Origin of the sequence: Mesorhizobium sp. WSM1497 (genome assembly GCF_001672455.2) — a bacterium.
Lineage (GTDB): Bacteria > Pseudomonadota > Alphaproteobacteria > Rhizobiales > Rhizobiaceae > Mesorhizobium > Mesorhizobium ciceri.
This window is the reverse complement of record NZ_CP021070.1, coordinates 2,410,332-2,435,993: the sequence shown is the minus strand read 5'-3', so window position 1 is coordinate 2,435,993 and position 25,662 is coordinate 2,410,332. Positions and strand designations below refer to the sequence as shown.

Genomic DNA, 25,662 nt, shown 5'->3' with positions numbered 1-25,662 from the left:
AGTTTCGCAAATTACTGACCGACGGTCAGTTGAACGGGCGGCATGGCGCTGTCGATCCGGCGATTGAGTATGGCCTGCGCCATGGTACGGGACTCGCCGCGAGTCGCCCTCTTCTAATAATATCGCGGCTGAATAGAAGCCGGGTTCCTGCGGACTGAGCATTCAGCCGTCATATTGTTCCGATGTCACCGCTTCCAGCCAGTCGGCATGGACGCCGTCGAGCGCCTCCTGCATGGCGATATGCGTCATCGCCGATTTCGGCGCCGCGCCATGCCAGTGTTTTTCGCCAGGCGCGAACGAGATGACGTCGCCCGCCCTGATCTGCTGGACCGGGCCGCCCCACGTCTGGGCAAGCCCGGCGCCCACCGTCACGTAGAGCGTCTGGCCAAGCGGATGCGTATGCCAGTGGGTGCGCGCGCCCGGCTCGAAGCTGACCAGCGTGGCTCGCAGCCGCGCCGGCGCCTCTTTCTCGATGATCGGCGTCTGCAGCACCCGGCCGGTGAAGTATTTTTCCGGCGCGATGACGGTCGGCACGCTGCCGCAGGCAATGATCTTCATGGGTCGATGGTCCTTCAAAACAGCGGGCGACGGGTCGCCTGCTTCAGTTTCCGCCGATATCGGCCGACGTGCAACAGCTTCCGGCTGCCAGCCCCCTATATGGCCAGCACGGGTCCACGGCCGAGCAAAGGATTTCTATTTTCCTTGCCCTGCCGGCAAACAAGTGGGACGATGGCTTTGGGCAGGTGGACTTGAAAAGAACCCCGCCCGCGACGGTCGAACAGGCCGGCCGCCGCTCAGGACCGATTGACCACGCCTGAACCATGCATGCCAGTCGGTCCTGCGGGAAACGCCTGAGTGGAGGTCAGTCATGGGTACTCGCGCCGGAGGACGACGCACGGGACCGAAATGCATTGCCATAGTCGGTCCCTTCGCAAGCGGTAAGACGACACTTCTCGAAGCCATATTGGCCCGTACGGGCTCAATTCCCCGACAAAATCCCGTTTCATCAGGCAACACCGTTTCAGATCATTCGCCCGAGGCGCGCGCCCACGCCATGAGCGTCGAGGCGACGATCGCCACCACCGAATTCATGGGCGAGCAGATCACCTTCGTCGACTGTCCCGGCTCCATCGAATTCTCTTTCGAAGCCGAACCGGTGCTGGCCGCCTGCGACCTCGCGGTGGTCGTGGCCGAGGCCGATGAAAAGAAGATCCCTGCCCTGCAACTGATCATGCGCAAGCTCGACGATCTCGGCGTGCCGCGCATCCTGTTTCTCAACAAGGTCGACAAGGCAATCACCGGCGTGCGCGACACGCTGAAGATGCTGCAGCCGGCCAGTGCCGTGCCATTGCTGCTGCGCCAGATTCCGCTGCGCAAGGACGGCGTCGTCATTGGTTCGATCGACCTGGCGCTGGAGCGCGCCTACATCTATCGCGAATATGCCGAAAGCGAGGTGGCGCAGATTCCCGGCGACGAGAAGGCGCGCGAGCTCGAAGCGCGTTTCTCGATGCTGGAGACGCTGGCCGACCATGATGACCAGTTGATGGAACAGCTGCTCGAGGAGATCGAACCGCCAAAGGACGCGATCTTCGACGATCTCGCCGCCGACCTGCGCGACGGCGCGGTGACCCCGGTGCTGATCGGCACCGCCGAGAAAGGCAACGGCGTGCTGCGTCTCCTGAAGGCGATCCGCCACGACGCGCCCGACATCGAGGCGACCCGCAAGCGGCTCGGTGCACCCGACGGCGCGGCTACCCTGGTCCAGGTGATGAAGACCATCCACACCTCGCATGGCGGCAAGCTGTCGGTGTCGCGCATCCTCTCCGGCCAGGTCGTCGACGGTTCCGAACTCTGGCTGCCCGGCGGCGACACGGCCAAGGTTTCCGGCATCTACCGGATGCTCGGCAAGGACCAGTCCAAGCTCTCCATCGCCAAGGCCGGCGATACGGTCGCGCTGGGCAAGCTGGACGAGGTCAAGACCGGCCAGACGTTGAGTTCGGCCAAGGGCGGCATCAAGCCGCTCGTCCAGTTCGAGCCGCCGCAGCCGGTCTTCGCCTTCGCGCTCCGCCCCAAGGAGCGCAAGGACGAAGTGAAGATGTCGGCTGCCATCCAGCGGCTGGCCGAGGAGGACCCCTCGCTCAGCCTGCGCCACAACCAGGACTCGGCTGAAACCGTGCTGTCGGGCCATGGCGAGATGCATCTGCGCGTGGTGCGCGAGCGGCTGGAAGGCAAGAACCAGATACCGGTCGAAGGCCATCCGCCGGCGGTGCCCTATCGCGAGACGATCCGCAAATCGGCGCAACAGCGCGGCCGTCACAAGAAACAGTCCGGCGGACATGGCCAGTTCGGTGACGTGGTGATCGAGATCAAGCCGCTGCCGCGCGGCTCCGGCTTCCAGTTCACCGACACCATCACCGGCGGCGTCGTGCCCAAGACCTACATCCAGTCGGTCGAGACCGGGGTGCGCGACTATCTGAAATCCGGGCCGCTGGGCTTTCCGGTCGTGGATGTCGCAGTCAACCTGTCGGACGGCTCCTACCATGCGGTCGATTCCTCCGACATGGCCTTCCAAATGGCGGCCAGGCTGGCAATGAAGGAAGGCATGGCCGCGTGCTTGCCGGTGCTCCTGGAGCCTGTGATGAAGGTCGAGATCGTCACACCCTCCGACGCCACCTCGAAGATCATCGCTCTCATCCCGCAACGGCGCGGCCAGATACTCGGCTACGACGCGCGGCCTGGCTGGCCAGGATGGGATGTCGTCGAGGCAACCATGCCGCAAGCCGAGATCGGCGACCTGATCATCGAGTTGCGCTCGGCGACCGCGGGCGTTGCCAGCTACCGTGCCGTCTTCGACCACATGGCCGAACTCACCGGCCGTCTGGCCGACGAGGCGATGAACACCAACGGCAAGGCTGCCTGATGGCGTAGCGTTCCTCTCGACCTGATTCGAGGGGACAAAAGAAAACGACGTCCGGCGGGGACCGGACGCCGTTTTGTTCGCGGACCGTTTCCTTGGGAGGTAAAACGGCAGGTCCGCCGCATTTGGTGCCGCCGAGTTCGGCGGAAAAAACAGTTCGGACGCGGTAGCCGCCTGAGCCCGGGCCGTACGAGTGATGCCCCCATCTCCCGTCCGAACCACACCGCGTCCTATGATCCACATAGCAGGTCGCGGGCGTCCGGGCTATGTTACCAGAGGTTACATGTCACCGTTACGTGGCAATTGTGATGGAATTTTTTGCCGGCCCAGCAGAGCACAGGCAACAAAAAAGCCGGATCAATGAAGATCCGGCTGAGTTTGATTGGAGTGCCTGTTAAGGCTAACCTCCAGAGGGGAACACTCGAGGGCGCTAATGGGAGGAGAACGCGCCCAGGAGATGATCTATATATGTGCTCATCATGCCCAAGAAACAAGCATCTATTTTGCAACACACGCATGCAAAAAGACGCAGGCTGTGGTCTAACCCATTCCAGAAGCCAATAGGACCAGCAGAATCGTCGAAATGGGCCGCCGAATCGGGCAATTGCAACTACAGAATCGCCGATCTCGGCTGGCTTTCGGCTCAAAATGCCAAAACCGGGCAATGATGTGGAAGCAGGCAGCAGGCGTGCATTTCTAAGGCAATCGGGGAGGAAGCAGCCAATGCGGACGTTTTCGGCGATCGCCGGCAGTGCGGCCTTCTTCATCGCGGCGCCCTGCGTGGTTGCCGGGCTGGTGCCCTGGCTGTTGACCGATCGCTGGGGCTTGCCGTGGTCTGGTCTGCCGGGCTTTGTCCCTGTCGGCGGGCTTCTGATCGCCGTCGCGATCGCAGCACTGCTGCATGCCTTCGGTCGATTCGCGCTTGAGGGCCTCGGCACGCCCGCTCCGGTCGCGCCAACCGAGAGGCTGGTGATCGGCGGCATCTACCGTCATGTCCGCAACCCGATGTATGTCGCCGTGCTGTCGATCGTCCTCGGCCAGGCATTGCTGTTCTCGAGCTGGACGCTGGCCGCTTATGCGGTCATCGGCGCGATCGCCATGGGCTCTTTCGTGCGGTTCTACGAGGAGCCGACTTTGGCTCATCGGTACGGCGCCGAATACGACGCCTACCGCCGCAACGTACCGGGCTGGTTGCCTCGACTGTCGCCCTGGCGGGGGTAGGTGAAACCGGCAGCGCCGTCTCAGGGCATGTTGAGGCTCAGGTCGGGCCAGGCAATCGACATGTCCTTAGAATGACCAGCTTCTCGCCTTGGCGATGATAAAGTCCCGGAACACGTGCAGCTTGGCCTGGTTCTTCATCGCGTCCGGATAGGCAAAATAGGTGTCGAAAGACGGCACCTCGGTCTCCGGCAGCAGCTGCACGAGGTCGGAGTCCTTGCTGATCACATAGTCGGGCAGCATGGCGATACCGGCACCGCCCTGCACCGCCCGCTTGATCGACAATATGTCGTTGATCTGCAGCGTCGGCACCCTTTGCCCGCCTTCGAAATCACCGACCGTTTCCAGCCAGTTCAGCTCCGACAGATGCGACGGCACCGGCACGCCGAAGGTGACGATGCGATGGGCCTTCAGCTCGGCGACGGAAGACGGCCTGCCATGCTTGGCGACATAGGATGGGGCCGCGTAGAGGTGGAAATGCACTGTGAACAGGCGGCGCTGGATCAGGTCCGGCTGCTGCGGCTGGCGCAGCCGAATGGCGCAATCGGCCTGGCGCATGGTGAGATCGAGCTCCTCGTTGGCGAGGATCAACTGCAGGCTGATTTCAGGATAGAGTTCGATGAATTCCTGCACCCGCTCGGTTAGCCAGCCGGCGCCCAGCCCCACCGTCGTCGTTACCCGCAGCACGCCCGACGGGCGATCCTTGGTCTCGGTCAGCCGGGACTTGATGGTCTCCAGCTTCATCAGCACGTCATGCGCCGTGCGAAACAGCATCTCACCCTGCTCGGTCAACACCAGCCCGCGGGCGTGGCGGTTGAACAGCGGCACGCCGACATCATGCTCGAGCGCGCTGACCTGCCGCGAGATCGCCGATTGTGACAGATGCAATGTCTCGGCCGCATGGGTAAACGACCCCGCCTCCGCCGCAGCGTGAAACACGCGTAGCTTGTCCCAGTCCAACGCCATGATGCCCCTCGTTCTGTTTTGGCGTCTGAATGAAAAATCAGGCTTTTACACGGCGTTTCTAAGCCGCTCTCTGAACTCTCTACTCGGCCGCTTCGCGATGCACTTCGATGCCGGCCAGATACTTCTCCGCCTCGAGTGCGGCCATGCAGCCAAGCCCCGCTGCCGTCACCGCCTGGCGGTAGATATCGTCGGTCACATCGCCGGCCGCGAACACGCCCGGCACATCGGTGCGGGTCGAATCCGGCGCCGTCCACAGATAGCCGTTCGGCTTCTGCTTGAGCTTGCCGGCGAACAGTTCAACCGCCGGCGCATGGCCGATGGCCACGAACACGCCGTCGATCTTGAGGTGCGACACCTCGCCGGTCACCGCATGCTTGAGCTTCAGCCCCTCGACCGAGGGCGGCAGCGGCGTCTTGCCGGGCCGACCGGTGATCTCGTCGACGATCGTGTCCCAGATGACGCGGACATTGTCCTTCTTCAGAAGCCGCTCGCGCAGGATACGTTCGGCGCGAAAATCGCTGCGCCTGTGGATCACCGTCACGCTCTTGGCGAGATTGGCCAGATAGAGCGCCTCTTCCACCGCCGAATTGCCGCCGCCGATCACCGCGACATCCTTGCCCCGGTAGAAGAAGCCGTCGCAGGTGGCGCAGGCCGAGACTCCAAAACCCATAAAGTCCTGCTCGGTCGGGATGCCCAGCCATTTCGCTTGCGCGCCGGTCGCGATGATCAGCGCGTCGGCGGTGTAGGTGGTGCCGGAATCGCCCTTGGCACGGAACGGTCGCACGTTGAGGTCGACCTCGGTGATGATGTCGTTGATGATGTCGGTGCCGACATGCTCGGCCTGTTTCAGCATCTGCTCCATCAGCCACGGACCCTGGATCGGGTCGGCGAAGCCGGGATAGTTCTCGACATCGGTGGTGATCATCAACTGCCCGCCCTGCTGCAGGCCGGCGACCAGCATCGGCTTCAGCATGGCGCGGGCGGCGTAGACCGCCGCCGTATAGCCGGCCGGGCCGGAACCGATGATGAGAACGGGCGCGTGCTTGGTGGTCATCTAAAGCCTCTGCGGAGGGCTGCCGGCAATTGCGGCATGGAAAACTCGATCATTGTCGCGCGTAATGTAAGTGTTGCCCACGACGCCAGCAAGGCAAGTTGGAGTTCGTCCCCGGAAAGCTTTGTCACACCCTGTCGCCCGCGGATCCCGCGAAATATTCCGGCGAAGGATGGAATGGACAGCGAAGTCGTTTAATTACAAAATCACGCAAGATTCTTGCGTGTTGCCCCTCATGATCGAGAGCCCTCATGCCGCTCAAGGCCGACCTCGACGCCATCGACTGGAAGATCCTGCGCGAATTGCAGGGCGACGGCCGCATGACCAATGTCGAACTGTCGAACCGCGTCGGCATTTCGGCACCGCCATGCCTGCGCCGCGTCAAGCGCCTGGAGGAAGCCGGCATCATCCGTGGCTACCGCGCTCTGCTCAACGCACCAGCGCTCGGCCTTGATGTCGTTGCCTTCTGCCTGGTCGGCCTGCATCATCAAGCCGATGCCGAGCTGCGCATCTTTGCCGAGCGCACCCGCGGCTGGCCGATCGTACGCGACGCCTGGATGGTGTCGGGCGAATCCGATTTCCTCCTGCATTGCGTGGCGAGCGACCTTGGCGCCTTCCAGACCTTCGTCATCGAGGAACTGACCTCGACCCCGAATGTCGACACGGTGCGAACCGCGCTCACCATCCGCCGGGTCAAGGACGAAGGGTTGGTCTCGTTCACACAGCCTTGAGCCGGTTGAACCGCAACCGGCTTTCGCCGATGCGGCTTGAACGCCTCGCCATATCAGCGCCGCTTTAGCGTTCGATAGGCACTTCTGTGAGGCCGGATGTCCTGCCGTAGCCGCCTTGCTGGTTTCCTAGAGCAATTCCAGAAAAAGTGTGTAACGGTTTTCCTGGGAAAAGCGCATAGCGCTTTCGGGATTGCATAATACAGGTGGCGCAGGGCAGCCCAATTCCGAGAACAGTGTGCCGTGGGGTGGGACGATGACTCGATTTTCTAGCCCGGTTTCGGCGCTGGTCATCTGTATGAACGAGGCCGACATGATCGGCGAATGCCTGGAAAGCGTCGACTTCTGCGCCGAGATCATCGTCGTCGATTCAGGCTCGACGGACAGCACTCTGGACGTCGTCAATGGGTTCATCGCCAAGGGCTACCCGATAAGGCTGTTTCACAATGATTGGCCGGGCTTTCCTCGTCAGCGGCAATTCGCGCTCGATCAGGCCACCCAACCGTGGTGCCTTTCGATTGAAGCCGACGAGGCCATCGATGACGTTCTCAGGCAGTCGATCACGAATGTGACGCAGCTTGGGAACGATGCTTTCGACGGATGGTACATCAGGCGCCGCGACAAGCTGAAGGGTTATGGTTATGCGCACCGCTGGGTGCTTCACAACAGGCTGCTGCGTCTTTTCCGGCGCGACAAGGCGACCATGGACCTCAATCTGCGGGTCCATGAGTCGTTCGAGGTGCCGGGCGAAACCGGCACCATAGAAAATGGCGTGCTGCTGCATCGCCGCGAAATGACTATTGCCGAGGATCTGGCGAGAGCCAACACCTACTCCAGCCTCAAGGTCGCCACGCTGGTCGAACGAGCCAAGAAGCCTGGCCTGATAAGACTGGTGCTGTCGCCGCTTGGCAACTTCCTGAAGTTTTACCTGGCCAAGCGCTACTTCCTGTGCGGCCGGCACGGGTTCGTCTATTCGATGCTGGTGATGGTGTATTCGTTCGCCACCGAGGCCAAGCTCTATGAAGCCTGGCGAGACAACGATCGGGTATAGACCGCTAGGGCGCGCCCGAGGCGGCCCCAAGTCCAGCTATTGCGGCGAGCAGGCCGTCGAAGTCCGCGCGGTCGCACCAAGGCCGAATTGTGAAGCCCCGTCGGACAGCCGCTTGCCCGTCTACCAGCCAGCCCTGCGAGAGGCCGGCGCGTTGTCCCGCCTCCATGTCGGCCTCCTTGTCGCCGACGATCAGCGAACGCCGCAGATCGAGCCCGAGGCGCCTGGCCGCCTCCAGCAGCATGCCCGGATTGGGCTTGCGCATCGGATGATCTGCGGCCGCGAGCGGGCCGGAGCCCGCCTCGTGATAGGCGCAGGCAAGGACCATGTCGACGAACGCATTGTCGGCGCGTAGCAGTTCGAGCACGCGGCCATTGACGGCGGCGAAATCGCTCCAGCCGAAATAGCCGCGCGCGATGCCGGACTGGTTGGTGACGACGATGACGGGAATGCCGGCCCCGTTGGCGGCGGCTATCACCGCGGCTATATTCGCGCGCAGCACCATTTCGGCAGGATCATCCGGATAGCCCGTATCGATATTGATGGTGCCGTCGCGATCGAGGAACAGCGCCGGCGAGCCGGCGGCGAACACCTTTGAGCCGACCTGCTCGACCCACAGGCCCGGCTCAGCCAGCGGATAGCGGCCAGAGGTCGTGGGATCAGCCATTGCTGAGGCGCGCTTCGACCACCTCGCACAGATGATGATAAAGGCACAGATGCCCCTGCTGGATGATCGGCGTCGAGGTCGACGGCACGTTGAGCAGGATATCGGACAGAGGCTTCAGCTTGCCGCCGGTATCGCCGGTCATGCCGATCACCGTCATGTCCATCCTCCGTGCCTGTTCGGCGGCGGCGAGGATGCTCGGCGAATTGCCGCTGGTCGAGATTGCCAGAAGCACGCCGCCGGCCGCGCCATGTGCCTCGACCTGGCGCGAAAACACCGTGTCGAAGCCATAGTCGTTGCCCCAGGCGGTCAGCACCGCCGCATTGGCCGGCAGCGCGATGACATTGTAGGCCTTGCGCTCCTTGAGAAAGCGGCCGACCAGTTCGCCGGCAATGTGGATGGCGTCGCTGGCCGAGCCGCCATTGCCGGCGATGAGCAAGGCCTTCCCCAACGAAAGCGCCGTCACCACCGCGCTCGCCGCCCGCTCCATCTCACCGGTCAGGTCCCGTTCGACCATGGCTGATATGGCAGCCGCCGAGCGGACAAGGTAATCGTTCAAGTCGGACATGAAACCCTCAGTTTGTGGTGCCGCCGGCGCGCAATTTGCCAATGGTGTTGGTGGTGCTTTTTCCAGCGACGAGATCGACCAGCACGACGCGTCCGCCGGCCTTCTGCACCACATCGGCGCCGACCACGGTATCGACCGTGTAATCAGCGCCCTTGACCAGTATGTCGGGCAGCAGCGCTTCGATCAGCGCCAGCGGCGTATCTTCCTCAAACACCACGACCGCGTCGACCGAGGCGAGTGCTGCCAGCACGCAGGCGCGGTCGTGCTGGTTGTTGACCGGCCGGCCGGCGCCCTTCAGGCGCCGCACCGAGGCATCGCTGTTGAGGCCGAGCACCAGCCGGTCGCACTGGCTTCGCGCCGCGTGCAGCAAGCTGACATGGCCGGCATGCAGGATGTCGAAGCAACCATTGGTGAAGCCGACGCTCAGGCCCTCTTCCTTCCACGCCGCCACCATGCGGGCGGCCGATGTGGCGTCGAGGATGGCGTCCTTGTGGGCGGTCGGCCCATGTGAACGGAACAGCGCACCGGTGAGTTCCTCGACCGTCAGCCGCGCTGTGCCGCGTTTTCCCACAACGACGCCACCAGCGGCATTGGCGATCGAAGCGGCCATGACCGTATCGGCGCCTACGGCCAGCGCCAGCGCGAAGCTCGCGATCACCGTATCGCCGGCGCCCGAAACGTCGAACACTTCGCGCGCCTGGGTGGCGATGTGGCGCGCCTCGTCGGGGCCGACCACGCTCATGCCCTTTTCGCTGCGCGTCGCAACGACGAAATCGAAACCATGTGCCGAAATCAGCTGGCGCGCGGCAGCCACGATTTCGTCATCGGCGAACACCGCATGGCCGACGGCCTCGCCGAGTTCCTTGCGGTTGGGGGTGATGGCGGTCGCCCCGGCATAGCGCGCGTAATCGCGGCCCTTCGGGTCGACCAGCACCGGCTTTCCAGCCTCGCGGCAGATGGCGATCAAGTCGCTGGCGACGCCATCGAGCAGGATGCCTTTTCCGTAATCGGACAGGATGACGATGTCGGCGTGCGCCAGCGCGGCGCGAAAATGCCGGATCAGGCCGGCTCGCTCCGCGGCGCCGAGCGGCTTGATCTCCTCTTCATCGAAACGCAGCACCTGCTGGTTGAGCGCGCTGAAGCGGCTTTTGGATGATGTCATGCGACCACGCTCCTGCGCGAGGCCCGCCGTATCGGCGCCAAGTTCCCGCAGCATCCGCACCAGACTGTCGCCCGCCAGATCGGCGCCGATTACGGAAACGGGGACAGCGGCAGCGCCGAGCGAAACGATGTTGGCCACGACATTGCCGGCGCCCCCCATGGTCGAGGTCTCGCCGCGCCCATGCAGCACCGGGATCGGCGCTTCCGGCGAGATCCGCTCGATGACGCCGTTGACGAAACGATCGAGGATGAAGTCGCCGACCACCAGCACGGTGGCTTGGCCGAACCGCGCAATGGCGCGGTGCAATGGTTCTGGAGAAGGCGGATTGTGCTTGATCATGTCACTGGCAACGCGAGGGTAAGGCAAATCTCAATCGTGATGAAAATTGTCAATTTACGGGCCGGATCGTTCATGCCTGCCGATATACCGCAAATCCACGCAGCGCAACGTCAGGACATGACCCGCGAGTGTCCGATGCGTCAGCTCTTCTGCAGGGCAACATGGATGCCCAGCCCGACCAGCACCGCCCCTCCCGCCCGCTGCATCAGCCGCTGGGCGCGGCTCGAACGCCGCAGGCGGCCGATCACGGCGCCCGCCAGGAACACGCAGACGATATCGGCCGAGGAGAACATCAGATTGACTATCGTGCCGAGCACGACGAACTGCAGCCAGACCGGAAACGCCGCCGAGGCGTCGATGAATTGCGGCAGGAACGCCATGAAGAAGATCGCTGTCTTCGGATTGAGCACCTCGACGGTGATGCTCTCGAAAAAGGCGCGCCGCGCCGATTTGCGCTCGATCGCGGGCAGCGCCGCATCGCCGTCCGCGCGCTTGCGAAACAGCGAGATGCCAAGCCAGATCAGATAGAGCGCACCGACCAGCTTGACCGCCAGGTAGAGCGTCGGCACGGCATGAAACAGCACCGACAGCCCGGCGGCCGCGGCGAAAACATGCACGTAGCCGCCCAGATGAATGCCCAGCGCCGCCGTCAGGCCGGACCAGCGGCCGCGCGCCATCGTCTGCGCGGCGGCATAGAGCATGGCCGGGCCTGGAATGTAGGCGAAGATCGCCGTGGTGGCGAAAAACGCGATGAGCAGTTCGGTCGATGGCATTTTGGGTCCCTCACGATCGTGCTCTGCCCTGTCGATTCAGTCCGCGCGCGGGATTGCTTTGGACTGACCCGTGCGGACAACCGCAGTAAAAGCGAACATAATTTTCTTGTGAAATGACGGGCTGAACGCGCCAATTCGCGCACCCGGCTCGAAATAGGCCGACGCTTCCAGGATATTATGATTGTACTCGTCGACCATGACCCAAAGGGGCATAGGATCGAGGCCCGCACGGTGGCGTTCAATTTCCGGGATGCTGACTGCAACGCGATCACGACCCGGCTGTGTGGAAGTGATTGCAAGTAGGAAGAGGTTGGTACCCCCGGCTTTCCCAGGAAGGACAGCCACAAAGGCCACAGGCCGTGACTTCCGGCCTTCGGTCTCGCCGTCTCCGTGTTGGCGATGCCAAAGATATGGATATCGCCAGACGTCCGCAGCAGCGGGTTTAATCACGGTCCAATTCCGCGGCGTACTCCTCGAGCATCTCGACATGTTCGGTCGGGGCGTCCTTCGCAGCGTAGACGCGGCGGCTGTCGTTGCCGAAGCGCGCTTCGTAGGCCTCGATGCTCATCAGGACGTATCTCGGCTTGTTGTGGCGAGTGATGGAGACCGGCTGCTGGCTGGCAGCTGCAAGCACATCTCCAAGATTCTGTTTCAGATCGGTCGACGGATAGTTTTTCATGGGATACCCTGTTTTGTCCATAATAGACAAAATGGACAAAACAGACAAGCGCATAAAATGGCAGGACAGGCGCATGCACCTGGCTTTGTCGACAGCCCGGCTAGCCTCCCCTATAAGGACCGGAATCGCAAGCAACCAGAGGTCCTTCATGATCATCGTCACGGGCGGCGCCGGCATGATCGGCTCCAACATCGTCGCCGCGCTGAATGCCGAAGGGCATGACGACATCCTCGTCGTCGACGACCTTACCGACGGTCACAAGATCGTCAATCTTGCCGATCTCAAGATCGCCGACTATCTCGACAAGGACGATTTCCTGCCCCGCATGGAGGCCGGCTCGCTCGGCCGCATCGAGGCCGTGTTCCACCAGGGCGCCTGCTCGACCACCACCGAGTGGAACGGCAAATTCATGATGGAGGTGAATTACGCCTTCTCGAAACGGTTGCTGCATGCAAGCCAGACTTTGCGCGTGCCTTTCCTTTATGCCTCCTCGGCTTCCGTCTATGGCGGCGGCTCGGAGTTCCTCGAGGATCCCGCGCTGGAACGGCCGCTCAACGTATACGCCTATTCCAAGAAGCTGTTCGACGACTATGTCAGGCGAACCGTGTTCGCCGGGCAGGCCGACCATTCACAGGTCGTGGGCTTGCGCTACTTCAACGTCTATGGCCCGCGCGAAGCGCACAAGGGCGCCATGGCTTCCGTCGCCTTCCATCTGTTCAACCAGGTCGAGCGAGGCGAGAACCCGAAACTGTTCGGCGCCTATGACGGGTTCGGGCCCGGCGAACAAAGCCGTGACTTCATCCATGTCGGTGATGTCGCCGACGTCAATCTGTGGCTGTGGAAACGGGGCTCAAGCGGCATCTTCAATTGCGGCACCGGCCGTGCCCAGCCCTTCCGCGCCATCGCCGAAACGGTGATCGACACGTTGGGTAAAGGGGAGATTGAATTCATCCCCTTTCCCGACCATCTCAAGGGCAGCTACCAGAGCTTTACGCAAGCTGATATGTCCCGTTTGCGCGCGGCCGGTTACAATGGCCAATTCCGGACAGTGGAAACCGGTGTCAGAGACTATGTCGAATGGCTGAAAGCCCAACGATCCTCGTGATCGGCCCACGCTGGGTGGGCGACATGGTGATGGCGCAGTGCCTGTTTTCGGCGCTGAAGGAGTTGCATCCCAACGCCGCCATCGATGTGCTGGCGCCGGCCTGGGCAGCACCCCTGGTCAAGCGCATGCCCGAAATCCGCCAGCAGATCGATTTTCCGCTCAAACCCGGCGCGCTCGAATTCACCCATCGCCGCCGCTTCGGCCGCCTGCTGCGCGGCCGCTACGACATGGCCTATATCCTGCCGGGCAGCTGGAAGTCGGCGCTGATTCCGTTCTTTGCCCGGATTCCGCGCCGTGTCGGCAATCTGCGCGAGATGCGCTATGGCCTGCTGACCGACATCGTGCCATTGCCCGACAGCATCAAACGACGCACTGCGCAGGCCTATTTCGGCCTTGCCCAGGGCGGCAGTTTCCGGGCGCCCCGGCTTAGCGTGGACACGAAAAACCAGGTCGACCTGCTCGGCCGTTTCGGGCTGGCGCCGCAGAAATTCGTGGCCCTGATGCCCGGCGCGGAATTCGGCCCTGCCAAGCGCTGGCCCAGCGAAAGCTATGCCGGGCTTGCCAGCGGTTTCATGGGCAAAGGCTTGAAGGTTGCGCTGTTCGGCTCGAAGAACGACCGCGACGTGACGGCGGAGATCGCAGCCCTGGCCCCCGGCGTCGTCGACCTCGCCGGACAGACGCGGCTGGAGGACGCCATCGACCTGATATCCGCCGCCAGGCTGGCTGTGTCCAACGACAGCGGACTGATGCATGTCGCGGCCGCCGTCGGCACGCCGATCGTCGCCATCTACGGCTCGACCTCGCCCGAAAACACGCCACCGCTGGCGGAGCGCCGCGAGCTGGTCTGGCTCGGCCTGTCGTGCTCGCCCTGCCACCAGAAGGTCTGTCCGCTCGGCCACCTCAACTGCCTGAAGACGCTGGAAGTCGGCCAGGTCGCGGCAGCGGCGGACCGGCTGCTGGAAATTCCGGCCGCGGCATGAAGGTGCTGATCGTCAAGACGTCGTCGATGGGCGATGTCATCCACACCTTTCCGGCGGTCGAGGATGCCCGTCGCCACCGCCCGGACCTGACCTTCGACTGGTGCGTCGAAGAGGCATTCGCCGGAATCGTCGCGCTTCACCCGGCGATCGACAAGATTCATACGGTGGCGATCCGGCGCTGGCGCAAGGCGCTGCTTGACGGCGCCACCTGGCGCGAGGCGGCCGCCCTGCGCCGCACCTTGCGCAATTGCCGCTACGATCTGGTCATCGACGCGCAAGGCCTGCTGAAATCGGCCCTGGTGGCAAGACAGGCGGGCTCACCCATTGCCGGCTTCGACCGTTCGAGCGCGCGCGAACCCTCGGCGACGCTGTTCTACGATGCCACGTATGCCGTCCCGCGCGATCTCCACGCCATCGAACGGACGCGGCGGTTGTTTGGCCTGGCGCTCGCCTATCAACCCGATCTTTCGACGCTGGACTCCGGCATCGTGCCGCCCGCCGGCACCCTGGCGGGCACTTCTGGAAAAACCGCCTTCCTGCTGCACGGAACCAGCCGCGAAGACAAGAAATGGCCGGCCGAAGACTGGATCGGAACCGCCCGCCTCCTGATTGAGCGGGGGATGACGCCGGTCACGACCTGGTCGAACGAGCGTGAGAAAACCGTGGCCGAGGCAATCGCAGGCGCCGTGCCGTCAACGATCGTGGTACCGAAATCGCCGCTGTCCGAAATCGCCGCGACTATCGGCGGCTCGACGCTGGTTATCGGCGCCGACACCGGGCTGACCCATCTTGCCAGTGCCTTCGGCCTGCCGACGGTCGCAATTTTCCTGGCAACAGAGCCGGGTCTGACCGGCCCGCGCGGACGCTACGCATCGACACTGCTGGCCTCGCATGGGGGGCGTGTTGTGCCGGTGGAGGTAGTGGCGGAAGCAGAAAAGCTATTGGCACTTAAACTACAAGCGCCGGCATAGGACCTTTCAGAATTCGCTCTGGCGAGTCGAATAGCGTGGTTCTTCGAGAACCGGAGCGGCGCGTACTTAAAGTACGTGAGCACCGGAAGCGCAGAAAACCGCCCGCGCATGACCCCGAAAATCGTAATTGATTTTCGGAAAGGGATCATGCGCTAACTGAAAATCCTACAGCGTCCTTTGCGCGTCCGAGAGGACGCGCGGCGCTGTAGTCGGCCGCCAGAGTAGAATTATCAAAGGTCCTAGATGAACTGCACCTGGACGATCTCATACCCCCTGGCGCCGCCAGGCGCGTTGACCTCGATGGCATCGCCGACTTCCTTGCCGATGAGCGCACGCGCGATCGGCGAGGAGATCGAGATGCGGCCGGACTTCACGTCCGCCTCCTGATCGCCGACGATCCGGTAGGTCTTCTTTTCCTCGGTGTCCTCGTCGACCAGCACCACGGTGGCGCCGAACTTGATCTTGTCGCCGCTGAGCTTGCTGACGTCGATCACCTCGGCGCGCGCAATATAATCTTCAAGCTCGTTGACGCGGCCCTCGTTGAGGCTCTGGGCCTCTTTGGCGGCATGATATTCGGCATTTTCGGACAGGTCGCCATGCGAGCGCGCTTCGGAGATCGCCTCGATGATGCGCGGCCGCTCTTCCTGCTGGCGCCAGCGCAGTTCTTCCTTCAATGACGCGAACCCCTCGCCTGTCATCGGGACCTTGTTCATGATGCCTGCCTTTCCTGCTGCCACCCCCGCGTATCGGGGAAAGCCTTGTCGATGGGTACAAAAAGAAAACGGGTCCGGCAGCCTCGAGCTTACGGAACCGTTTCACCGCAATTTCCCTGAATATAGCAATGTCAGCGGGTTTTTCACGCCCAAAAATCGGTTTTGCTAAAATCATCCCCGTTTTCATCAGTCGGGGGCGATGAATGAGACCGGGGGCAACAAAAAACGGCCGCGATCGCTCGCGGCCGCTTGGAAGAGCCCTGGGATCTTTTCAGCTTCTCATGAAATGGTCGATCTGCTCGGCCAGCATGCCATATTCACGCGAACCCTTGCCGGTCCGCTTCTCGATTTCCATCAACTGCTGCTGGGCGCCGGCCAGATCGCCGATCTGCAGATGCGCTTCGCCGAGATATTCGCGCACCAGCGTGTAGTTCGGATCGATGCGCAGCGCTTCCTCGTAATAGCCGAGGCCGACGGTGACGCGGCCGGAATGGCGGTGCGAATAGCCGAGATAGTTGAGGATGCGCGGATCCTGCTTGTTGGCGGCGAGGCTGAGCACGGCAATCGCCTCGTCATAGCGCCCGGCCATCGCCAGCGCGTGGCCTGCATCATAGATGCTGTCGTCGTCGAGCATGCCTTCCTGGGGCGCGACGCACTTTTTCTTCTTCTTGTCCCAGACCTGGCCCTTCTTGCACTGGGTGACGGTTTCGTCACCGCCGCTGCCGCCACTGCCGGCGGCGTACACGGGAACAGCGAGGAACTGCAGCGCGAGAAGCGCGGTCGCAGCCTGGATCAGCATTCTTTTATGCATCGAAACCTCCTGGAGGGGTGAGAATGCAATACTAACGCCGGTCGGCTTGCGTTTCATCCCGGAAAAATGCGGGCGGGAGAACATCAGGTGACGGATGCCGCAAATCCGCTATCATCCGGCAAACGACCTGAGGGAGACGGCCCTTGCAGCGGCGGCTTGAAAAGGACTGGGAGCTTTCGATCGGCCCCGACACGGTGCGCCTGTTCATCCTCAAGGCCAAGGCACTGAGTGCGGCCGTCAATGAAGACTATGCCGATGGCGCCGAGCACGAGGTCGAACTCGACGGCGAGTCCCATGTCAACCATCACCATGACGGCCTTGCCGAGGAAAGCTCCGAGAACCTGACCGAAGAAGAGCTGCGCGAGCTGATCAACGACCTCAATGTCGATGAAGCAGCCGAGCTGATCGCGTTGGCCTGGGTCGGTCGCGGCGACTACGACGCCACCGAATGGGCGGACGCGCTGGCCGCCGCGCGCGAACGCGCCAACAAGCGCACCGCGAAATACCTGCTTGGCATGCCGCTGCTCGCCGACTGGCTGGAGGAAGGGCTGGAAGCGATCGGTGCGTAACGGAGCGGTTACCGTTCGTGATGCGGCCAAGGCAACCACCTTGCGTCGGCGCCGTTGAGGGCGATGGGGTCGATCGTCTTTTCCCGAATATGCAGGATTGCGTTGACCGTGGCCGTCACGGCCTTGCTGGTGATGCCGGTCGAGGCGAGACATCGCCATCGGCATCATAAGCCCCCGACGCCGCGGGTCGAGCAGCCGCTGACACCACGAGCCGACCAGCCCCTGAAACCAAGGGGCGGAAAGCGTTTGAAACCACGGCGCCACCGGCAGGTCACGCCAAAGCAGACACAGCAGAAAACGCAGGCATCGCTGCCCTCGCCTGCCGATGTTCCCGTGCCCGAACCCGGCACTCCGATAACCCAACCCGGCATTCCGGTGCCCGAACCACGCCCGGCGGACGCACCAAAGGCTGAAGCTGCAAAGATCGAGGAGCAAAAGCGCGTAGGGCCGAAGGCCGCGGAAGCGCCCGACCGTTTCAAGGAAGAAAAATCCCACCAGGAAAAGCAGGCACGTCCCGAGCCATTGGCTCCGGAGCCATCAACCGGGGAAAACGAGCCGGAGCCGCCGGACGTCGCGCCAACGCCGACACGAAAGCCTGACATTGCAGAACCCGAGGCCCAGCCGCCAACCGTCGCCCCGCAGCCACCGCAAAAGCCGGCGGACGCGGACGAGGAGAAGATGCTGCCCGATCCGCGCTCGGCCGACGTGCCAGATGAAAAAATGCCGGCCGAGGAAGTCGCATGCCGCGAACGGCTAAAGACGCTCGGCGTCGAATTCGAAGAGCACAAGGCGGAAAGCCAGCCCGAAATCGGCTGTTCGATTCCCTACCCCATCGTGCTGAAGACCCTTGGAAAGTCGATCGCGATTGCCCCCGGAACCGAGCTCAACTGCAAGATGGCCGAGGCAACGGCGCATTTTGCCGCCGGTGTCATTCAGCCGGCGGCGAAAGCCGAATTCGGTGCGGACCTGAAATCGATCGGCCAGGCATCGGCTTTTGTCTGCCGGCCACGCAACGGCACACGAAAACTGTCGGAACACGCGTTCGGCAACGCGCTCGACATCGCCAGCTTCACGCTGTCGGACGGCAAGAGGATCGAGGTCGGCCCGGCGCCGCCGGAGAAAGACGCCAAATTCCTCAACAATGTTCGCAAGGCCGCCTGCGGACCCTTCAAGACGGTGCTCGGCCCAGGCGCCGACGCCGATCATTCCCTGCATTTCCATCTCGATCTCGAACCGCGCCGTCATGGCGGAACGTTCTGCCAGTGATCATGGCTGATCCAGGCCGCGTGCCGCAATTCGGCCGCAGGCATGAACGCGGACGCTGAGTTTTCCTTTACCCTTGATCGTTAAAATGCCGGATATCCATCAACGGGATTCCGCCAATGGCCGGCAAATTTCGGGCCGTGTTTTTCGCCACCGCGCGCCAGTCAAAATATGCAGCAATGCTGACCGCCGGTCTGGCGCTGGCGGCGCTTTCCGCCTGCAACACCGGCAGTGTGCTGTCGCTGCAGCCGGCCGTCGACGTCGGCGCGCAGACGGCTGCCGTGCCGCAATATGCCGGGATGCAGAAGCTTGTCCCTTCCAATCCGTACATGACGCAGGCCGCTTATCCGCGCATGGACGAGCCGATGTCGCCCGTCGAGCAGATGCCGGCCAGCGAAACCGACTGCCGTCAGCAATTGAAGCGCCTCGATGTCGCCTACACCGACCTGGCGCCGATCCATGAAGGCCAGTGCGGCATCGATTATCCGGTCAAGGTCTCGGCCATCGGCAACATCCAGATGAAACCCGCCGCAACCCTGACCTGCGACATGGCAGCTACCTTTGCCGGCTGGACGAAGAACGAACTCGTTCCCTCCGCCCGCTGGCGTTATTTCTCCGGCGTCAGGACCATACACCAGGGCTCCAGCTATTCCTGCCGCCGGATTGCCGGCGAAGGCGTCCTGTCCGAACACGGCAAGGGCAATGCGCTCGACGTCATGAGCATCGAGCTCAACAATGGCGACGACATCGACGTGCGCAAGCCCGGCCTGTTCGCCTTCCGCACCCGCGGCTTCCTCAACAATGTGCGCGCCGACGGCTGCCAGTACTTCACCACCGTGCTCGGCCCCGGCTACAATTACGACCACCGCAACCATTTTCATTTCGACATCAAGAACCGCAAGAACGGTTATCGCGCCTGCCGTTAGATCGGTGCCGGGTATCCTTTGCCTGAATGCCATGACAACGCCTAATGTGATGCCGGAACATTTGAGCGGCATTCATGAGTCAACGAAGCGTTCGGCGACGCATTATGATCTGGGCGGCGACCTTGTTGGCCGCGTATCTGGCGCTCGCCTATTTCGCCGCACCGGAATTCTGGACGTTCCGCGATCGAGGTTTTCGCACGCATCGCTTCGAGATGCTGACGCACACGCCGCAAGGCATTCCGGGCGACCCGATCAATGTCGGCCTTGTCGGCACGCAGAAGGAGGTGGTCCACGCCTTTGCCGTCGCCGGCTGGGACACCGCCGACGCCGTCACCCTGAAGACCGCGATCGAGATCGGTGAAAGCGTGCTGTTCGACCACCCCTATCCCGATGCGCCGGTCAGCAAGCTGCTGTTCGATGGCCGTGCCCAGGATCTCGCCTTCGAAAAGCCGGAGGGCATCAGCGCCGACCGACGGCATCATGTCCGCTTCTGGCAGACCGATGCAAGCGGCGACGATGGCCGGCCGCTGTGGCTGGGCTCGGCCAGCTTCGATCGCGGCGTCGGCTTCAGCCACGACACCGGCGCCGTCACCCACCATATCGGCCCCGACATCGACGCCGAGCGCGATTTCCTGATGCGCGACCTGGCCACTGCCGGCATGCTGCTCTCGACCAGCGACATATCGGGCGTCGGCGCCACCAAGGCGGGACGCAATGGCGGCGGCGATCCCTATTTCACGGACGGCGAGGCAATTGTCGGCGTGTTGAAGCAGTTGCCATGACATCGCAAAAGTCAGGTCGTCGTGATCACGATCTTGCCGAACGGCCCTTTCTCCAGATGTTGCAAGGCCTGCGGCACCTCATCGAAGCCAAAGACCTTGTCGATGACCGGCTTGATCGCCAGCGCCTCGATCGCCTGATTCATACGCTCGAAAGCACGGCGATGGCCGATCGACAGGCCCTGCACGGTGATGCGGTTGCGCATGAAGGGCAGGATGGGAAAGCTGAGCTCCATCGCGCCCAGCAGGCCGATGATCGACAGCCGGCCGTCGGCGGCCAGCGCGTTCAGAGATCGCCGTGCATTGTCGCCGCCGACCATTTCCAGCACGTGGTTCACGCCCAGCCCGTTCGTCAGCTCACGCGCGGCATCGTCCCAGGCCGGTTGCGTGCGGTAGTTGATCCCTCGCCAGGCGCCAAGCTTTCTCGCCCGCTCAAGCTTTTCATCGCTGCTTGAGGTGACGATGGCGCGCAGGCCGAACGCAGTGGCGAACTGCAGCGCAAACAGCGACACGCCGCCGGTGCCCTGGATCAGAATGGTCTGACCCGGCACCGGTTTGGTCGCCTCGGCCATGGCGAACCAGGCCGTCAGCGCCGCGATCGGCAATGTCGCGGCCTCGATGTCGCCGAGCGACAGCGGCGCCAGCACCGCGGCGTCCTCGCCGAAGATGACATGATCGGAAAGCATACCCGACAGCGACGACCCCAGCGTGTGCTTATGCAGCACCGGCGGTGCGTCGCCATCCGGCCAATCGGCGATCACCTGGCCAAGCACGCGCTGGCCGACCTGAAAGCGGCTGACCGCACTGCCGACGGCCACCACTTCGCCCACCGCGTCGGATGTCGGCACGAAGGGAAAGGCAAGGTCGGGGATCAGCACGCCGTCCACGATCATCTTGTCCTTGTAGTTGAGCGATACGGCCTTGGTCCGCACCAGCAAATCGTGCGGCCCTGGCTCGGGCACCTTGCCTTCCACCTGGCTTAGCCTCGACAGGCCAAAACCGCTCATCTGCCAGGATCTGTTGATTGGGGTGCTCATGTCGTCTCGCGCTCCGTGCATTGATGCCAGGCGGGACATTTATGCCTTTCGACTATAGAAAATAGTGCTTCCGTGCGGTATAATTTGCCACTGATTGCGGACTAAAAGTCGACAATAGGAAATTGCCATGGAAACGGCCGACCTGCAAGGCACCGTTGCGTTTGTTCAGGCGGTGGAGGCCGGCAGCTTCACTAGCGCCGGCGAGCGGCTGCATGTGACGAAGTCGGCGATCGGCAAATCGATCGCGCAGCTGGAGCAGAGGCTCGGCGTTCGCTTGCTGAACCGCACCACCCGCAGTCTCAGTCCGACCAGCGAAGGCATCAGCTACTATGAAGCCTGCGTCCGGGCCCTGGCCGAGATCGAAGCCGCACAGTCGCTGCTCGCCTCGCGTCGGCAGGTCCCGTCTGGCCGGCTTCGGGTCGACGTGCCGCTGGCCTTCGGCCGACGCTGCGTCGCCCCCGTGCTGTTCGAGATTTCGAGGAAATTTCCGGACCTGACGGTTGAAGTCTCCTTCAATGACCGCCGCGTCGACCTGATCGAGGAGGGCATCGACCTGGCGATCCGCATGGGCGAACTCGACGACAGCCTGTCGCTAGCGGCCAGGCGCCTCTACGCTCAGCGCTCGGCCATATGCGCGGCTCGCGACTATCTCGACAGGCATGGCCGGCCGCAATCGGTCGAGGATCTCGCCGATCACAGCGTCATTGGCTACGGTCGCGAGGGCATCGTCCGCCCCTGGGTGATCAGACATTCCGACGGCCATCTCGCAACCTTCGTGCCCAAGGCGCGGCTCGTTCTCGGCCATGGCGAACCGATGCTGGATGCGGCGCTCGCCGGCTGCGGCATCGCCTTCCTGCCGACATGGCTGGCCGCCGACAGCCTCAAAAGCGGCGATCTCGAAATGGTGCTGTCGGAATGCCTGGTCGAGAACATCGTCGTGCATGCCGTCTGGCCGGTGACGCGCGCGCTCACGCCAAAGGTGCGGGTTGTCGTCGACGCCCTCGTCGAACATTTTTCGGCGCCGCCCTGGGATGCCGCGTGAGCGAAATACCGGTCATTTCTCAAAAATCACGCCGGACTATTTTCGAAGACCGCGCCACAATGCTATTGACCGCTCATGTTATACGTCGAAATCGCTATCGTGGTCGTCCTCATCTGCGTGAACGGCCTTTTGTCGATGTCCGAGCTCGCCATCGTCTCGTCGCGCCCGGCCAGGCTGAAAGCGATGATCGACCGCGGCACCAATGGCGCCGGCCGCGCCCTTGATCTTGGCTCAAATCCCGGCAAGTTCCTGTCCTCGGTGCAGATCGGCATCACCTTGGTCGGCGTCCTCTCCGGCGCCTTTTCCGGCGCCACGCTCGGCGAACGGCTGGCGCAGTTCCTGGCTTCGACCGGCATCCGCGAGACTGTCGCCGACCCGCTCGGCGTCGGCATCGTCGTTGCTATCATCACCTATTTCTCGCTGATCGTCGGCGAGCTGGTGCCCAAGCAGATCGCGTTGCGTGATCCCGAGCGGGTCGCCGCCAGGGTCGCTCCGGCGATGACCATCCTCGCCACGGTGTCGGCGCCGCTGGTCTTCCTGCTCGACTTCTCCGGCCGCACCATATTGTGGCTGCTCGGTCAGCGCGGCGAAAGCGAGGAAAAGGTCACCGACGAGGAGATCAAGATGCTGGTCGCCGAGGCCGAGCATCACGGCACCATCGAATCCGACGAGCGGCGCATGATCGCCGGCGTCATGCGGCTTGGCGACCGCGCCGTGCGCGCGGTGATGACGCCGCGCACCGAAGTCGACTGGATCAATCTGCAATCCGACGAGGCGGCCATCCGCAAGCTGCTCATGGAAACCCAGCATTCGCGCCTGCCGGCAGGCGACGGCGGCGTCGACGTCATGGTCGGCGTCGTCCAGACGCGTGATGTGCTGGCCGCACTGCTTGCCGGCCGCGTGCTCGATCCGCGCAGGCATGTGCGCGCAGCCCCCATCGTCTACGACCAGGCCGACGCGCTCGATGTGCTGCAGAAGCTAAAGGAATCCGACGTGCCGATGGCGCTGGTGCATGACGAATACGGCCATTTCGAAGGCATCGTCACCCCGGCCGACATTCTGGAAGCCATCACCGGCGTGTTCCGCGCCGACACCGACGCCGGCGACGAGGAAAACGCGGTCAAGCGCGAGGACGGCTCGTGGCTGCTCGCCGGCTACATGCAGGCCGACGAGATGGCCGACATTCTCGGCATCGACCTGCCGGAAAACCGCGATTACGAAACCGTCGCCGGCTATGTGCTGTCGCATATGCACCATCTGCCGGCGACTGGCGAATGCGTCGACGCGCAGGGCTGGCGCTTCGAGGTGGTCGATCTCGACGGCCGCCGCATCGACAAGCTGATCGCCACCCGCCTGGCCGGCGCCCATCGCGAGGCGGTGCGCTGACGGTCGACGCGATTTGCGGCATTTCGCTCTATCGTTCCCAGAAGGACTTGGCGATCTCTCCCTCGACCTGCTGTATCGTCAGGCCGATATCGTCGATCAGATGCGGATTGTCCTTCGACATTTGCCTGAGCTGCCAGCGAAAGCGTATCCGCTCGCGCCAGGTCCGATCGTGCCAGCTCGCGATGATGCTTCGCAGGGTCTTCAGGAGCCGGCGCGATGCCGCCCGCACGGGCGTTCCCGGCCGCGCTGCACAAGTGTGGGTATTGGTCATGGCAACCTCCATATGGTTTGAGGGCCTGGGGCTCTCGATGAGGTTGAATTCTGCGCGATACGGACGGCGCCGTAATTAAGCCCTCCCAAATAGTTCCCAAAACTTCCAAACGAGCTAGAGCGGCCCTATAGATGCGCCTATGCAGGGATCGCGTTTTGCCTTTGGTCCGTTCGTGCTTGATCCGCGTGCGGGAACGCTGCTTCGGAACGATGTCCCCGTTGCCGTCGGCTATCGCGGGCTGAGCCTGCTTGCGGCACTCGTCGGGCGGCCCGGCGAAATCCTCGGAAAAGCCGAACTGATGGACGCCGCGTGGCCGGGCACGGCCGTCGAGGAAGGCAATCTCACCGTCCAGATCGCGCAGCTGCGCAAGCTGCTTGGCCCCGTCGGCGACAACGGCGAATGGATATCCACCGTTCCGCGCGTCGGCTACCGTTTCACGGGGGCCGTCGAACAGCTGGGCGAGGCCAGGCGAAAACCCTTGCCGCTGCCCGACAAACCGTCGATAGCCGTGCTGCCCTTCGTCAATTTCAGCAACGATCCCGAGCAGGATCCCTTCGTGGATGGGTTGACGGAAGACCTGATCACCGACCTGTCCAGAATCTCCGGCCTGTTCGTCATCGCCCGCAACTCGACCTTTGCCTACAAGGGAAAAGCGATGGACGTGCGCGAGATCGCCGGGGATCTTGGCGTGCGCTACCTGTTGGAAGGCAGTGCAAGACGCGCCGCGGGGCGCGTGCGCATCAACGCACAGCTGGTCGACGCGATGAGTGGCGATCATCTGTGGGCGGAACGCTTCGATCGCGGCCTGGAGGATATCTTTGCCGTTCAAGACGAGGTGACAGCCAAGATCGTGGAAGCGCTGCTTGGCCGGCTGCGCGCGCCGCCGCCGCGCAATCGGCCGCGAAATCTGGAGGCCTACGACCTCTGCGTGCGGGCGCGAAAGCTGATCGACGACTCGCCGCAGATGGCGCAGGAAGCGCATCTGATGCTGACGCGCGCGGTGTCGCTCGATCCTGATTATGCCGAGCCCTATCGTTGGCTTGCCATGAACCACTGGATGGGACAGGTGCATTGGGGCGGACCAACCGAGGCTGCCCGCAGCGTTGCCCTGGAGCTGGCGCGCAAGGCGGTGGCGATCGATCCCAACGACGCCGGTTGTCGCTGGATCCTGGCTTATCTGCTTGCTTATGAGCGCAGCTTCACTGAAGCGGATGCGGAATTCGCCAAAGCGATCGAGCTCGACCCGAACGAGGCCGACACCTGGGCGGCATTGTCCGACATCGCGGTCCTGGCCGGACGGGTCGAAGAGGGCCTCGAGCACATCGGCAAGGCGTTCCGGCTGAACCCGTTTCCGGCGAGCTGGTACTATCTGACGCTCGGCCAGGCGCAATATGCGGCGCGCGACTACCAAGCCGCTATCGAGACGTTGCGCCGTGACGAGACCTATCGCACAAGCTCACGCCGTTTCCTGGCGGCAAGCATGGCCCAACTCGGCCGGCTCGACGAGGCGCGCGCAGAGGCTGAACTGTTCCTCGTCGGCAACCCGCATTTCACAACCCATCACTGGGCGAGGACCGAGCCATTCCGCGACGCCGCTACGCTCGAGCATTTCGTCGATGGCTTTCGCAAGGCCGGTCTTCCGGAGTGACGCGCCGGCATCCGGCCCACCCGCAGCAAAGGCGACGTGGTGCGCTAA

27 protein-coding genes are annotated in these 25,662 nt (G+C 63.1%); 14 read left to right on the top strand and 13 right to left on the bottom strand.

Annotated features, from left to right (window positions below):
• Positions 1-162: 162 nt before the first annotated feature.
• Entirely contained in the window at positions 163-558 is a 396-nt protein-coding gene (locus A9K65_RS11795) for a cupin domain-containing protein (protein ID WP_064994525.1), read from the bottom strand.
• Positions 559-868: 310 nt separating this feature from the next.
• On the opposite strand from A9K65_RS11795, the gene A9K65_RS11790 reads away from it, so the two are divergent.
• Entirely contained in the window at positions 869-2,920 is a 2,052-nt protein-coding gene (locus A9K65_RS11790; RefSeq protein WP_013530081.1) for an elongation factor G, read from the top strand.
• A 720-nt stretch (positions 2,921-3,640) separates the two neighbouring features.
• A complete protein-coding gene (locus A9K65_RS11785) occupies positions 3,641-4,138 on the top strand; it encodes an isoprenylcysteine carboxylmethyltransferase family protein (protein WP_064994524.1) in 498 nt (165 codons plus the stop codon).
• 66 nt (positions 4,139-4,204) lie between these two features.
• Here the strand turns inward: A9K65_RS11785 and A9K65_RS11780 are convergent, their stop codons facing one another.
• Both A9K65_RS11780 and trxB read right to left on the bottom strand, forming a co-directional pair.
• Positions 4,205-5,101 (bottom strand): LysR family transcriptional regulator, encoded by an 897-nt coding sequence (locus A9K65_RS11780; RefSeq protein WP_013530079.1) that lies wholly within the window; start codon positions 5,099-5,101, stop codon positions 4,205-4,207.
• A 79-nt stretch (positions 5,102-5,180) separates the two neighbouring features.
• The gene (trxB, locus tag A9K65_RS11775; protein WP_064994523.1) at positions 5,181-6,155 is read right to left on the bottom strand and encodes a thioredoxin-disulfide reductase; all 975 of its coding nucleotides are present in this window, start codon (positions 6,153-6,155) and stop codon (positions 5,181-5,183) included.
• A 248-nt stretch (positions 6,156-6,403) separates the two neighbouring features.
• Here trxB and A9K65_RS11770 point away from each other — a divergent pair, with 248 nt between their 5' ends.
• Together A9K65_RS11770 and A9K65_RS11765 are read left to right on the top strand one after the other, a co-directional pair.
• Positions 6,404-6,883, top strand: coding sequence for an Lrp/AsnC family transcriptional regulator (locus tag A9K65_RS11770; protein ID WP_064994522.1), 480 nt, complete (start codon positions 6,404-6,406; stop codon positions 6,881-6,883).
• A 253-nt stretch (positions 6,884-7,136) separates the two neighbouring features.
• Complete coding sequence (locus A9K65_RS11765) at positions 7,137-7,931, top strand: glycosyltransferase family 2 protein (protein ID WP_064994521.1); 795 nt, start codon at positions 7,137-7,139, stop codon at positions 7,929-7,931.
• A gap of 4 nt (positions 7,932-7,935) precedes the next feature.
• Here the strand turns inward: A9K65_RS11765 and A9K65_RS11760 are convergent, their stop codons facing one another.
• The 6 genes from A9K65_RS11760 to A9K65_RS35935 all read right to left on the bottom strand — a co-directional run bounded on the left by A9K65_RS11760 (position 7,936) and on the right by A9K65_RS35935 (position 12,290).
• Positions 7,936-8,595, bottom strand: a complete 660-nt coding sequence (locus tag A9K65_RS11760; protein WP_064994520.1) for an HAD family hydrolase — start codon at positions 8,593-8,595, stop codon at positions 7,936-7,938.
• The gene (locus tag A9K65_RS11755) at positions 8,588-9,160 is read right to left on the bottom strand and encodes an SIS domain-containing protein (RefSeq protein ID WP_064994519.1); all 573 of its coding nucleotides are present in this window, start codon (positions 9,158-9,160) and stop codon (positions 8,588-8,590) included. The genes A9K65_RS11760 and A9K65_RS11755 overlap by 8 nt, the downstream gene beginning before the upstream one ends.
• 7 nt (positions 9,161-9,167) lie before the next feature.
• Positions 9,168-10,661 (bottom strand): D-glycero-beta-D-manno-heptose-7-phosphate kinase, encoded by a 1,494-nt coding sequence (gene rfaE1, locus A9K65_RS11750; RefSeq protein WP_064994518.1) that lies wholly within the window; start codon positions 10,659-10,661, stop codon positions 9,168-9,170.
• 140 nt (positions 10,662-10,801) lie between these two features.
• Entirely contained in the window at positions 10,802-11,434 is a 633-nt protein-coding gene (locus A9K65_RS11745; RefSeq protein WP_027162112.1) for a LysE family translocator, read from the bottom strand.
• A 36-nt stretch (positions 11,435-11,470) separates the two neighbouring features.
• Positions 11,471-11,884 (bottom strand): hypothetical protein, encoded by a 414-nt coding sequence (locus A9K65_RS11740; protein ID WP_064994517.1) that lies wholly within the window; start codon positions 11,882-11,884, stop codon positions 11,471-11,473.
• Positions 11,877-12,290, bottom strand: a complete 414-nt coding sequence (locus A9K65_RS35935; RefSeq protein ID WP_224675156.1) for a type II toxin-antitoxin system Phd/YefM family antitoxin — start codon at positions 12,288-12,290, stop codon at positions 11,877-11,879. The genes A9K65_RS11740 and A9K65_RS35935 overlap by 8 nt, the downstream gene beginning before the upstream one ends.
• Between A9K65_RS35935 and rfaD the strand changes: the two genes are divergently transcribed.
• From rfaD to waaC, 3 genes are read left to right on the top strand one after another with little or no spacing between them, the layout of a single operon-like run.
• Positions 12,262-13,218, top strand: coding sequence for an ADP-glyceromanno-heptose 6-epimerase (gene rfaD / locus A9K65_RS11730; RefSeq protein WP_064994516.1), 957 nt, complete (start codon positions 12,262-12,264; stop codon positions 13,216-13,218). The genes A9K65_RS35935 and rfaD overlap by 29 nt on opposite strands.
• The gene (waaF, locus tag A9K65_RS11725; protein WP_064994515.1) at positions 13,191-14,198 is read left to right on the top strand and encodes a lipopolysaccharide heptosyltransferase II; all 1,008 of its coding nucleotides are present in this window, start codon (positions 13,191-13,193) and stop codon (positions 14,196-14,198) included. The genes rfaD and waaF overlap by 28 nt, the downstream gene beginning before the upstream one ends.
• Positions 14,195-15,169, top strand: a complete 975-nt coding sequence (waaC, locus tag A9K65_RS11720; protein WP_024504158.1) for a lipopolysaccharide heptosyltransferase I — start codon at positions 14,195-14,197, stop codon at positions 15,167-15,169. Before waaF ends, waaC begins: the two co-directional genes overlap by 4 nt.
• A 239-nt stretch (positions 15,170-15,408) precedes the next feature.
• On the opposite strand, the gene greA is transcribed toward waaC, so the two are convergent.
• Both greA and A9K65_RS11710 read right to left on the bottom strand, forming a co-directional pair.
• Positions 15,409-15,882 (bottom strand): transcription elongation factor GreA, encoded by a 474-nt coding sequence (greA, locus tag A9K65_RS11715; protein ID WP_013530066.1) that lies wholly within the window; start codon positions 15,880-15,882, stop codon positions 15,409-15,411.
• Positions 15,883-16,153: 271 nt separating this feature from the next.
• Positions 16,154-16,693 carry a tetratricopeptide repeat protein gene (locus tag A9K65_RS11710; RefSeq protein ID WP_013530065.1) on the bottom strand — a complete coding sequence of 180 codons (540 nt, stop codon included), beginning with the start codon at positions 16,691-16,693 and terminating at the stop codon, positions 16,154-16,156.
• 143 nt (positions 16,694-16,836) lie between these two features.
• Here A9K65_RS11710 and A9K65_RS11705 point away from each other — a divergent pair, with 143 nt between their 5' ends.
• The 4 genes from A9K65_RS11705 to A9K65_RS11690 all read left to right on the top strand — a co-directional run bounded on the left by A9K65_RS11705 (position 16,837) and on the right by A9K65_RS11690 (position 20,233).
• A complete protein-coding gene (locus tag A9K65_RS11705) occupies positions 16,837-17,262 on the top strand; it encodes a DUF3775 domain-containing protein (RefSeq protein WP_013530064.1) in 426 nt (141 codons plus the stop codon).
• A gap of 132 nt (positions 17,263-17,394) precedes the next feature.
• Positions 17,395-18,528 carry an extensin family protein gene (locus tag A9K65_RS11700; protein ID WP_064994777.1) on the top strand — a complete coding sequence of 378 codons (1,134 nt, stop codon included), beginning with the start codon at positions 17,395-17,397 and terminating at the stop codon, positions 18,526-18,528.
• Between the two features lie 116 nt (positions 18,529-18,644).
• Entirely contained in the window at positions 18,645-19,451 is an 807-nt protein-coding gene (locus A9K65_RS11695) for an extensin family protein (protein ID WP_027162117.1), read from the top strand.
• A gap of 74 nt (positions 19,452-19,525) precedes the next feature.
• Positions 19,526-20,233, top strand: a complete 708-nt coding sequence (locus A9K65_RS11690) for an LssY C-terminal domain-containing protein (protein WP_064994514.1) — start codon at positions 19,526-19,528, stop codon at positions 20,231-20,233.
• An 11-nt stretch (positions 20,234-20,244) separates the two neighbouring features.
• Here the strand turns inward: A9K65_RS11690 and A9K65_RS11685 are convergent, their stop codons facing one another.
• The gene (locus A9K65_RS11685) at positions 20,245-21,267 is read right to left on the bottom strand and encodes an NAD(P)-dependent alcohol dehydrogenase (protein WP_064994513.1); all 1,023 of its coding nucleotides are present in this window, start codon (positions 21,265-21,267) and stop codon (positions 20,245-20,247) included.
• A gap of 127 nt (positions 21,268-21,394) precedes the next feature.
• Between A9K65_RS11685 and A9K65_RS11680 the strand changes: the two genes are divergently transcribed.
• Together A9K65_RS11680 and A9K65_RS11675 are read left to right on the top strand one after the other, a co-directional pair.
• Positions 21,395-22,309: a LysR family transcriptional regulator gene (locus tag A9K65_RS11680; protein ID WP_027162120.1), complete on the top strand. Its 915-nt coding sequence runs from the start codon at positions 21,395-21,397 to the stop codon at positions 22,307-22,309.
• 75 nt (positions 22,310-22,384) lie between these two features.
• Positions 22,385-23,695 (top strand): hemolysin family protein, encoded by a 1,311-nt coding sequence (locus A9K65_RS11675; protein ID WP_027162121.1) that lies wholly within the window; start codon positions 22,385-22,387, stop codon positions 23,693-23,695.
• A 28-nt stretch (positions 23,696-23,723) separates the two neighbouring features.
• Here the strand turns inward: A9K65_RS11675 and A9K65_RS11670 are convergent, their stop codons facing one another.
• Complete coding sequence (locus tag A9K65_RS11670; protein ID WP_084016058.1) at positions 23,724-23,966, bottom strand: hypothetical protein; 243 nt, start codon at positions 23,964-23,966, stop codon at positions 23,724-23,726.
• Between the two features lie 139 nt (positions 23,967-24,105).
• Here A9K65_RS11670 and A9K65_RS11665 point away from each other — a divergent pair, with 139 nt between their 5' ends.
• Positions 24,106-25,614, top strand: a complete 1,509-nt coding sequence (locus A9K65_RS11665; protein WP_064994512.1) for a winged helix-turn-helix domain-containing tetratricopeptide repeat protein — start codon at positions 24,106-24,108, stop codon at positions 25,612-25,614.
• Positions 25,615-25,662: the final 48 nt, after the last annotated feature.

Excerpts from the sequence above, each read along its gene's own strand:
- A9K65_RS11690 (WP_064994514.1), top strand. The coding sequence starts at position 19,526 with ATGAGTCAACGAAGCGTTCGGCGACGCATTATGATCTGGGCGGCGACC.
- rfaD (WP_064994516.1), top strand. The coding sequence starts at position 12,262 with ATGATCATCGTCACGGGCGGCGCCGGCATGATCGGCTCCAACATCGTC.
- A9K65_RS11700 (WP_064994777.1), top strand. The coding sequence starts at position 17,395 with ATGCCGGTCGAGGCGAGACATCGCCATCGGCATCATAAGCCCCCGACG.
- A9K65_RS11760 (WP_064994520.1), bottom strand. The coding sequence starts at position 8,595 with ATGGCTGATCCCACGACCTCTGGCCGCTATCCGCTGGCTGAGCCGGGC.
- A9K65_RS11765 (WP_064994521.1), top strand. The coding sequence starts at position 7,137 with ATGACTCGATTTTCTAGCCCGGTTTCGGCGCTGGTCATCTGTATGAAC.
- A9K65_RS11665 (WP_064994512.1), top strand. The coding sequence starts at position 24,106 with ATGCAGGGATCGCGTTTTGCCTTTGGTCCGTTCGTGCTTGATCCGCGT.
- A9K65_RS11795 (WP_064994525.1), bottom strand. The coding sequence starts at position 558 with ATGAAGATCATTGCCTGCGGCAGCGTGCCGACCGTCATCGCGCCGGAA.
- greA (WP_013530066.1), bottom strand. The coding sequence starts at position 15,882 with ATGAACAAGGTCCCGATGACAGGCGAGGGGTTCGCGTCATTGAAGGAA.
- A9K65_RS11710 (WP_013530065.1), bottom strand. The coding sequence starts at position 16,693 with ATGCATAAAAGAATGCTGATCCAGGCTGCGACCGCGCTTCTCGCGCTG.
- A9K65_RS11780 (WP_013530079.1), bottom strand. The coding sequence starts at position 5,101 with ATGGCGTTGGACTGGGACAAGCTACGCGTGTTTCACGCTGCGGCGGAG.
- waaF (WP_064994515.1), top strand. The coding sequence starts at position 13,191 with ATGGCTGAAAGCCCAACGATCCTCGTGATCGGCCCACGCTGGGTGGGC.
- A9K65_RS11685 (WP_064994513.1), bottom strand. The coding sequence starts at position 21,267 with ATGAGCACCCCAATCAACAGATCCTGGCAGATGAGCGGTTTTGGCCTG.
- A9K65_RS11755 (WP_064994519.1), bottom strand. The coding sequence starts at position 9,160 with ATGTCCGACTTGAACGATTACCTTGTCCGCTCGGCGGCTGCCATATCA.
- A9K65_RS11680 (WP_027162120.1), top strand. The coding sequence starts at position 21,395 with ATGGAAACGGCCGACCTGCAAGGCACCGTTGCGTTTGTTCAGGCGGTG.
- trxB (WP_064994523.1), bottom strand. The coding sequence starts at position 6,155 with ATGACCACCAAGCACGCGCCCGTTCTCATCATCGGTTCCGGCCCGGCC.
- waaC (WP_024504158.1), top strand. The coding sequence starts at position 14,195 with ATGAAGGTGCTGATCGTCAAGACGTCGTCGATGGGCGATGTCATCCAC.
- A9K65_RS11785 (WP_064994524.1), top strand. The coding sequence starts at position 3,641 with ATGCGGACGTTTTCGGCGATCGCCGGCAGTGCGGCCTTCTTCATCGCG.
- A9K65_RS11675 (WP_027162121.1), top strand. The coding sequence starts at position 22,385 with ATGTTATACGTCGAAATCGCTATCGTGGTCGTCCTCATCTGCGTGAAC.
- A9K65_RS11770 (WP_064994522.1), top strand. The coding sequence starts at position 6,404 with ATGCCGCTCAAGGCCGACCTCGACGCCATCGACTGGAAGATCCTGCGC.
- A9K65_RS11790 (WP_013530081.1), top strand. The coding sequence starts at position 869 with ATGGGTACTCGCGCCGGAGGACGACGCACGGGACCGAAATGCATTGCC.
- rfaE1 (WP_064994518.1), bottom strand. The coding sequence starts at position 10,661 with ATGATCAAGCACAATCCGCCTTCTCCAGAACCATTGCACCGCGCCATT.
- A9K65_RS11695 (WP_027162117.1), top strand. The coding sequence starts at position 18,645 with ATGGCCGGCAAATTTCGGGCCGTGTTTTTCGCCACCGCGCGCCAGTCA.
- A9K65_RS11745 (WP_027162112.1), bottom strand. The coding sequence starts at position 11,434 with ATGCCATCGACCGAACTGCTCATCGCGTTTTTCGCCACCACGGCGATC.
- A9K65_RS11670 (WP_084016058.1), bottom strand. The coding sequence starts at position 23,966 with ATGACCAATACCCACACTTGTGCAGCGCGGCCGGGAACGCCCGTGCGG.
- A9K65_RS35935 (WP_224675156.1), bottom strand. The coding sequence starts at position 12,290 with ATGCCGGCGCCGCCCGTGACGATGATCATGAAGGACCTCTGGTTGCTT.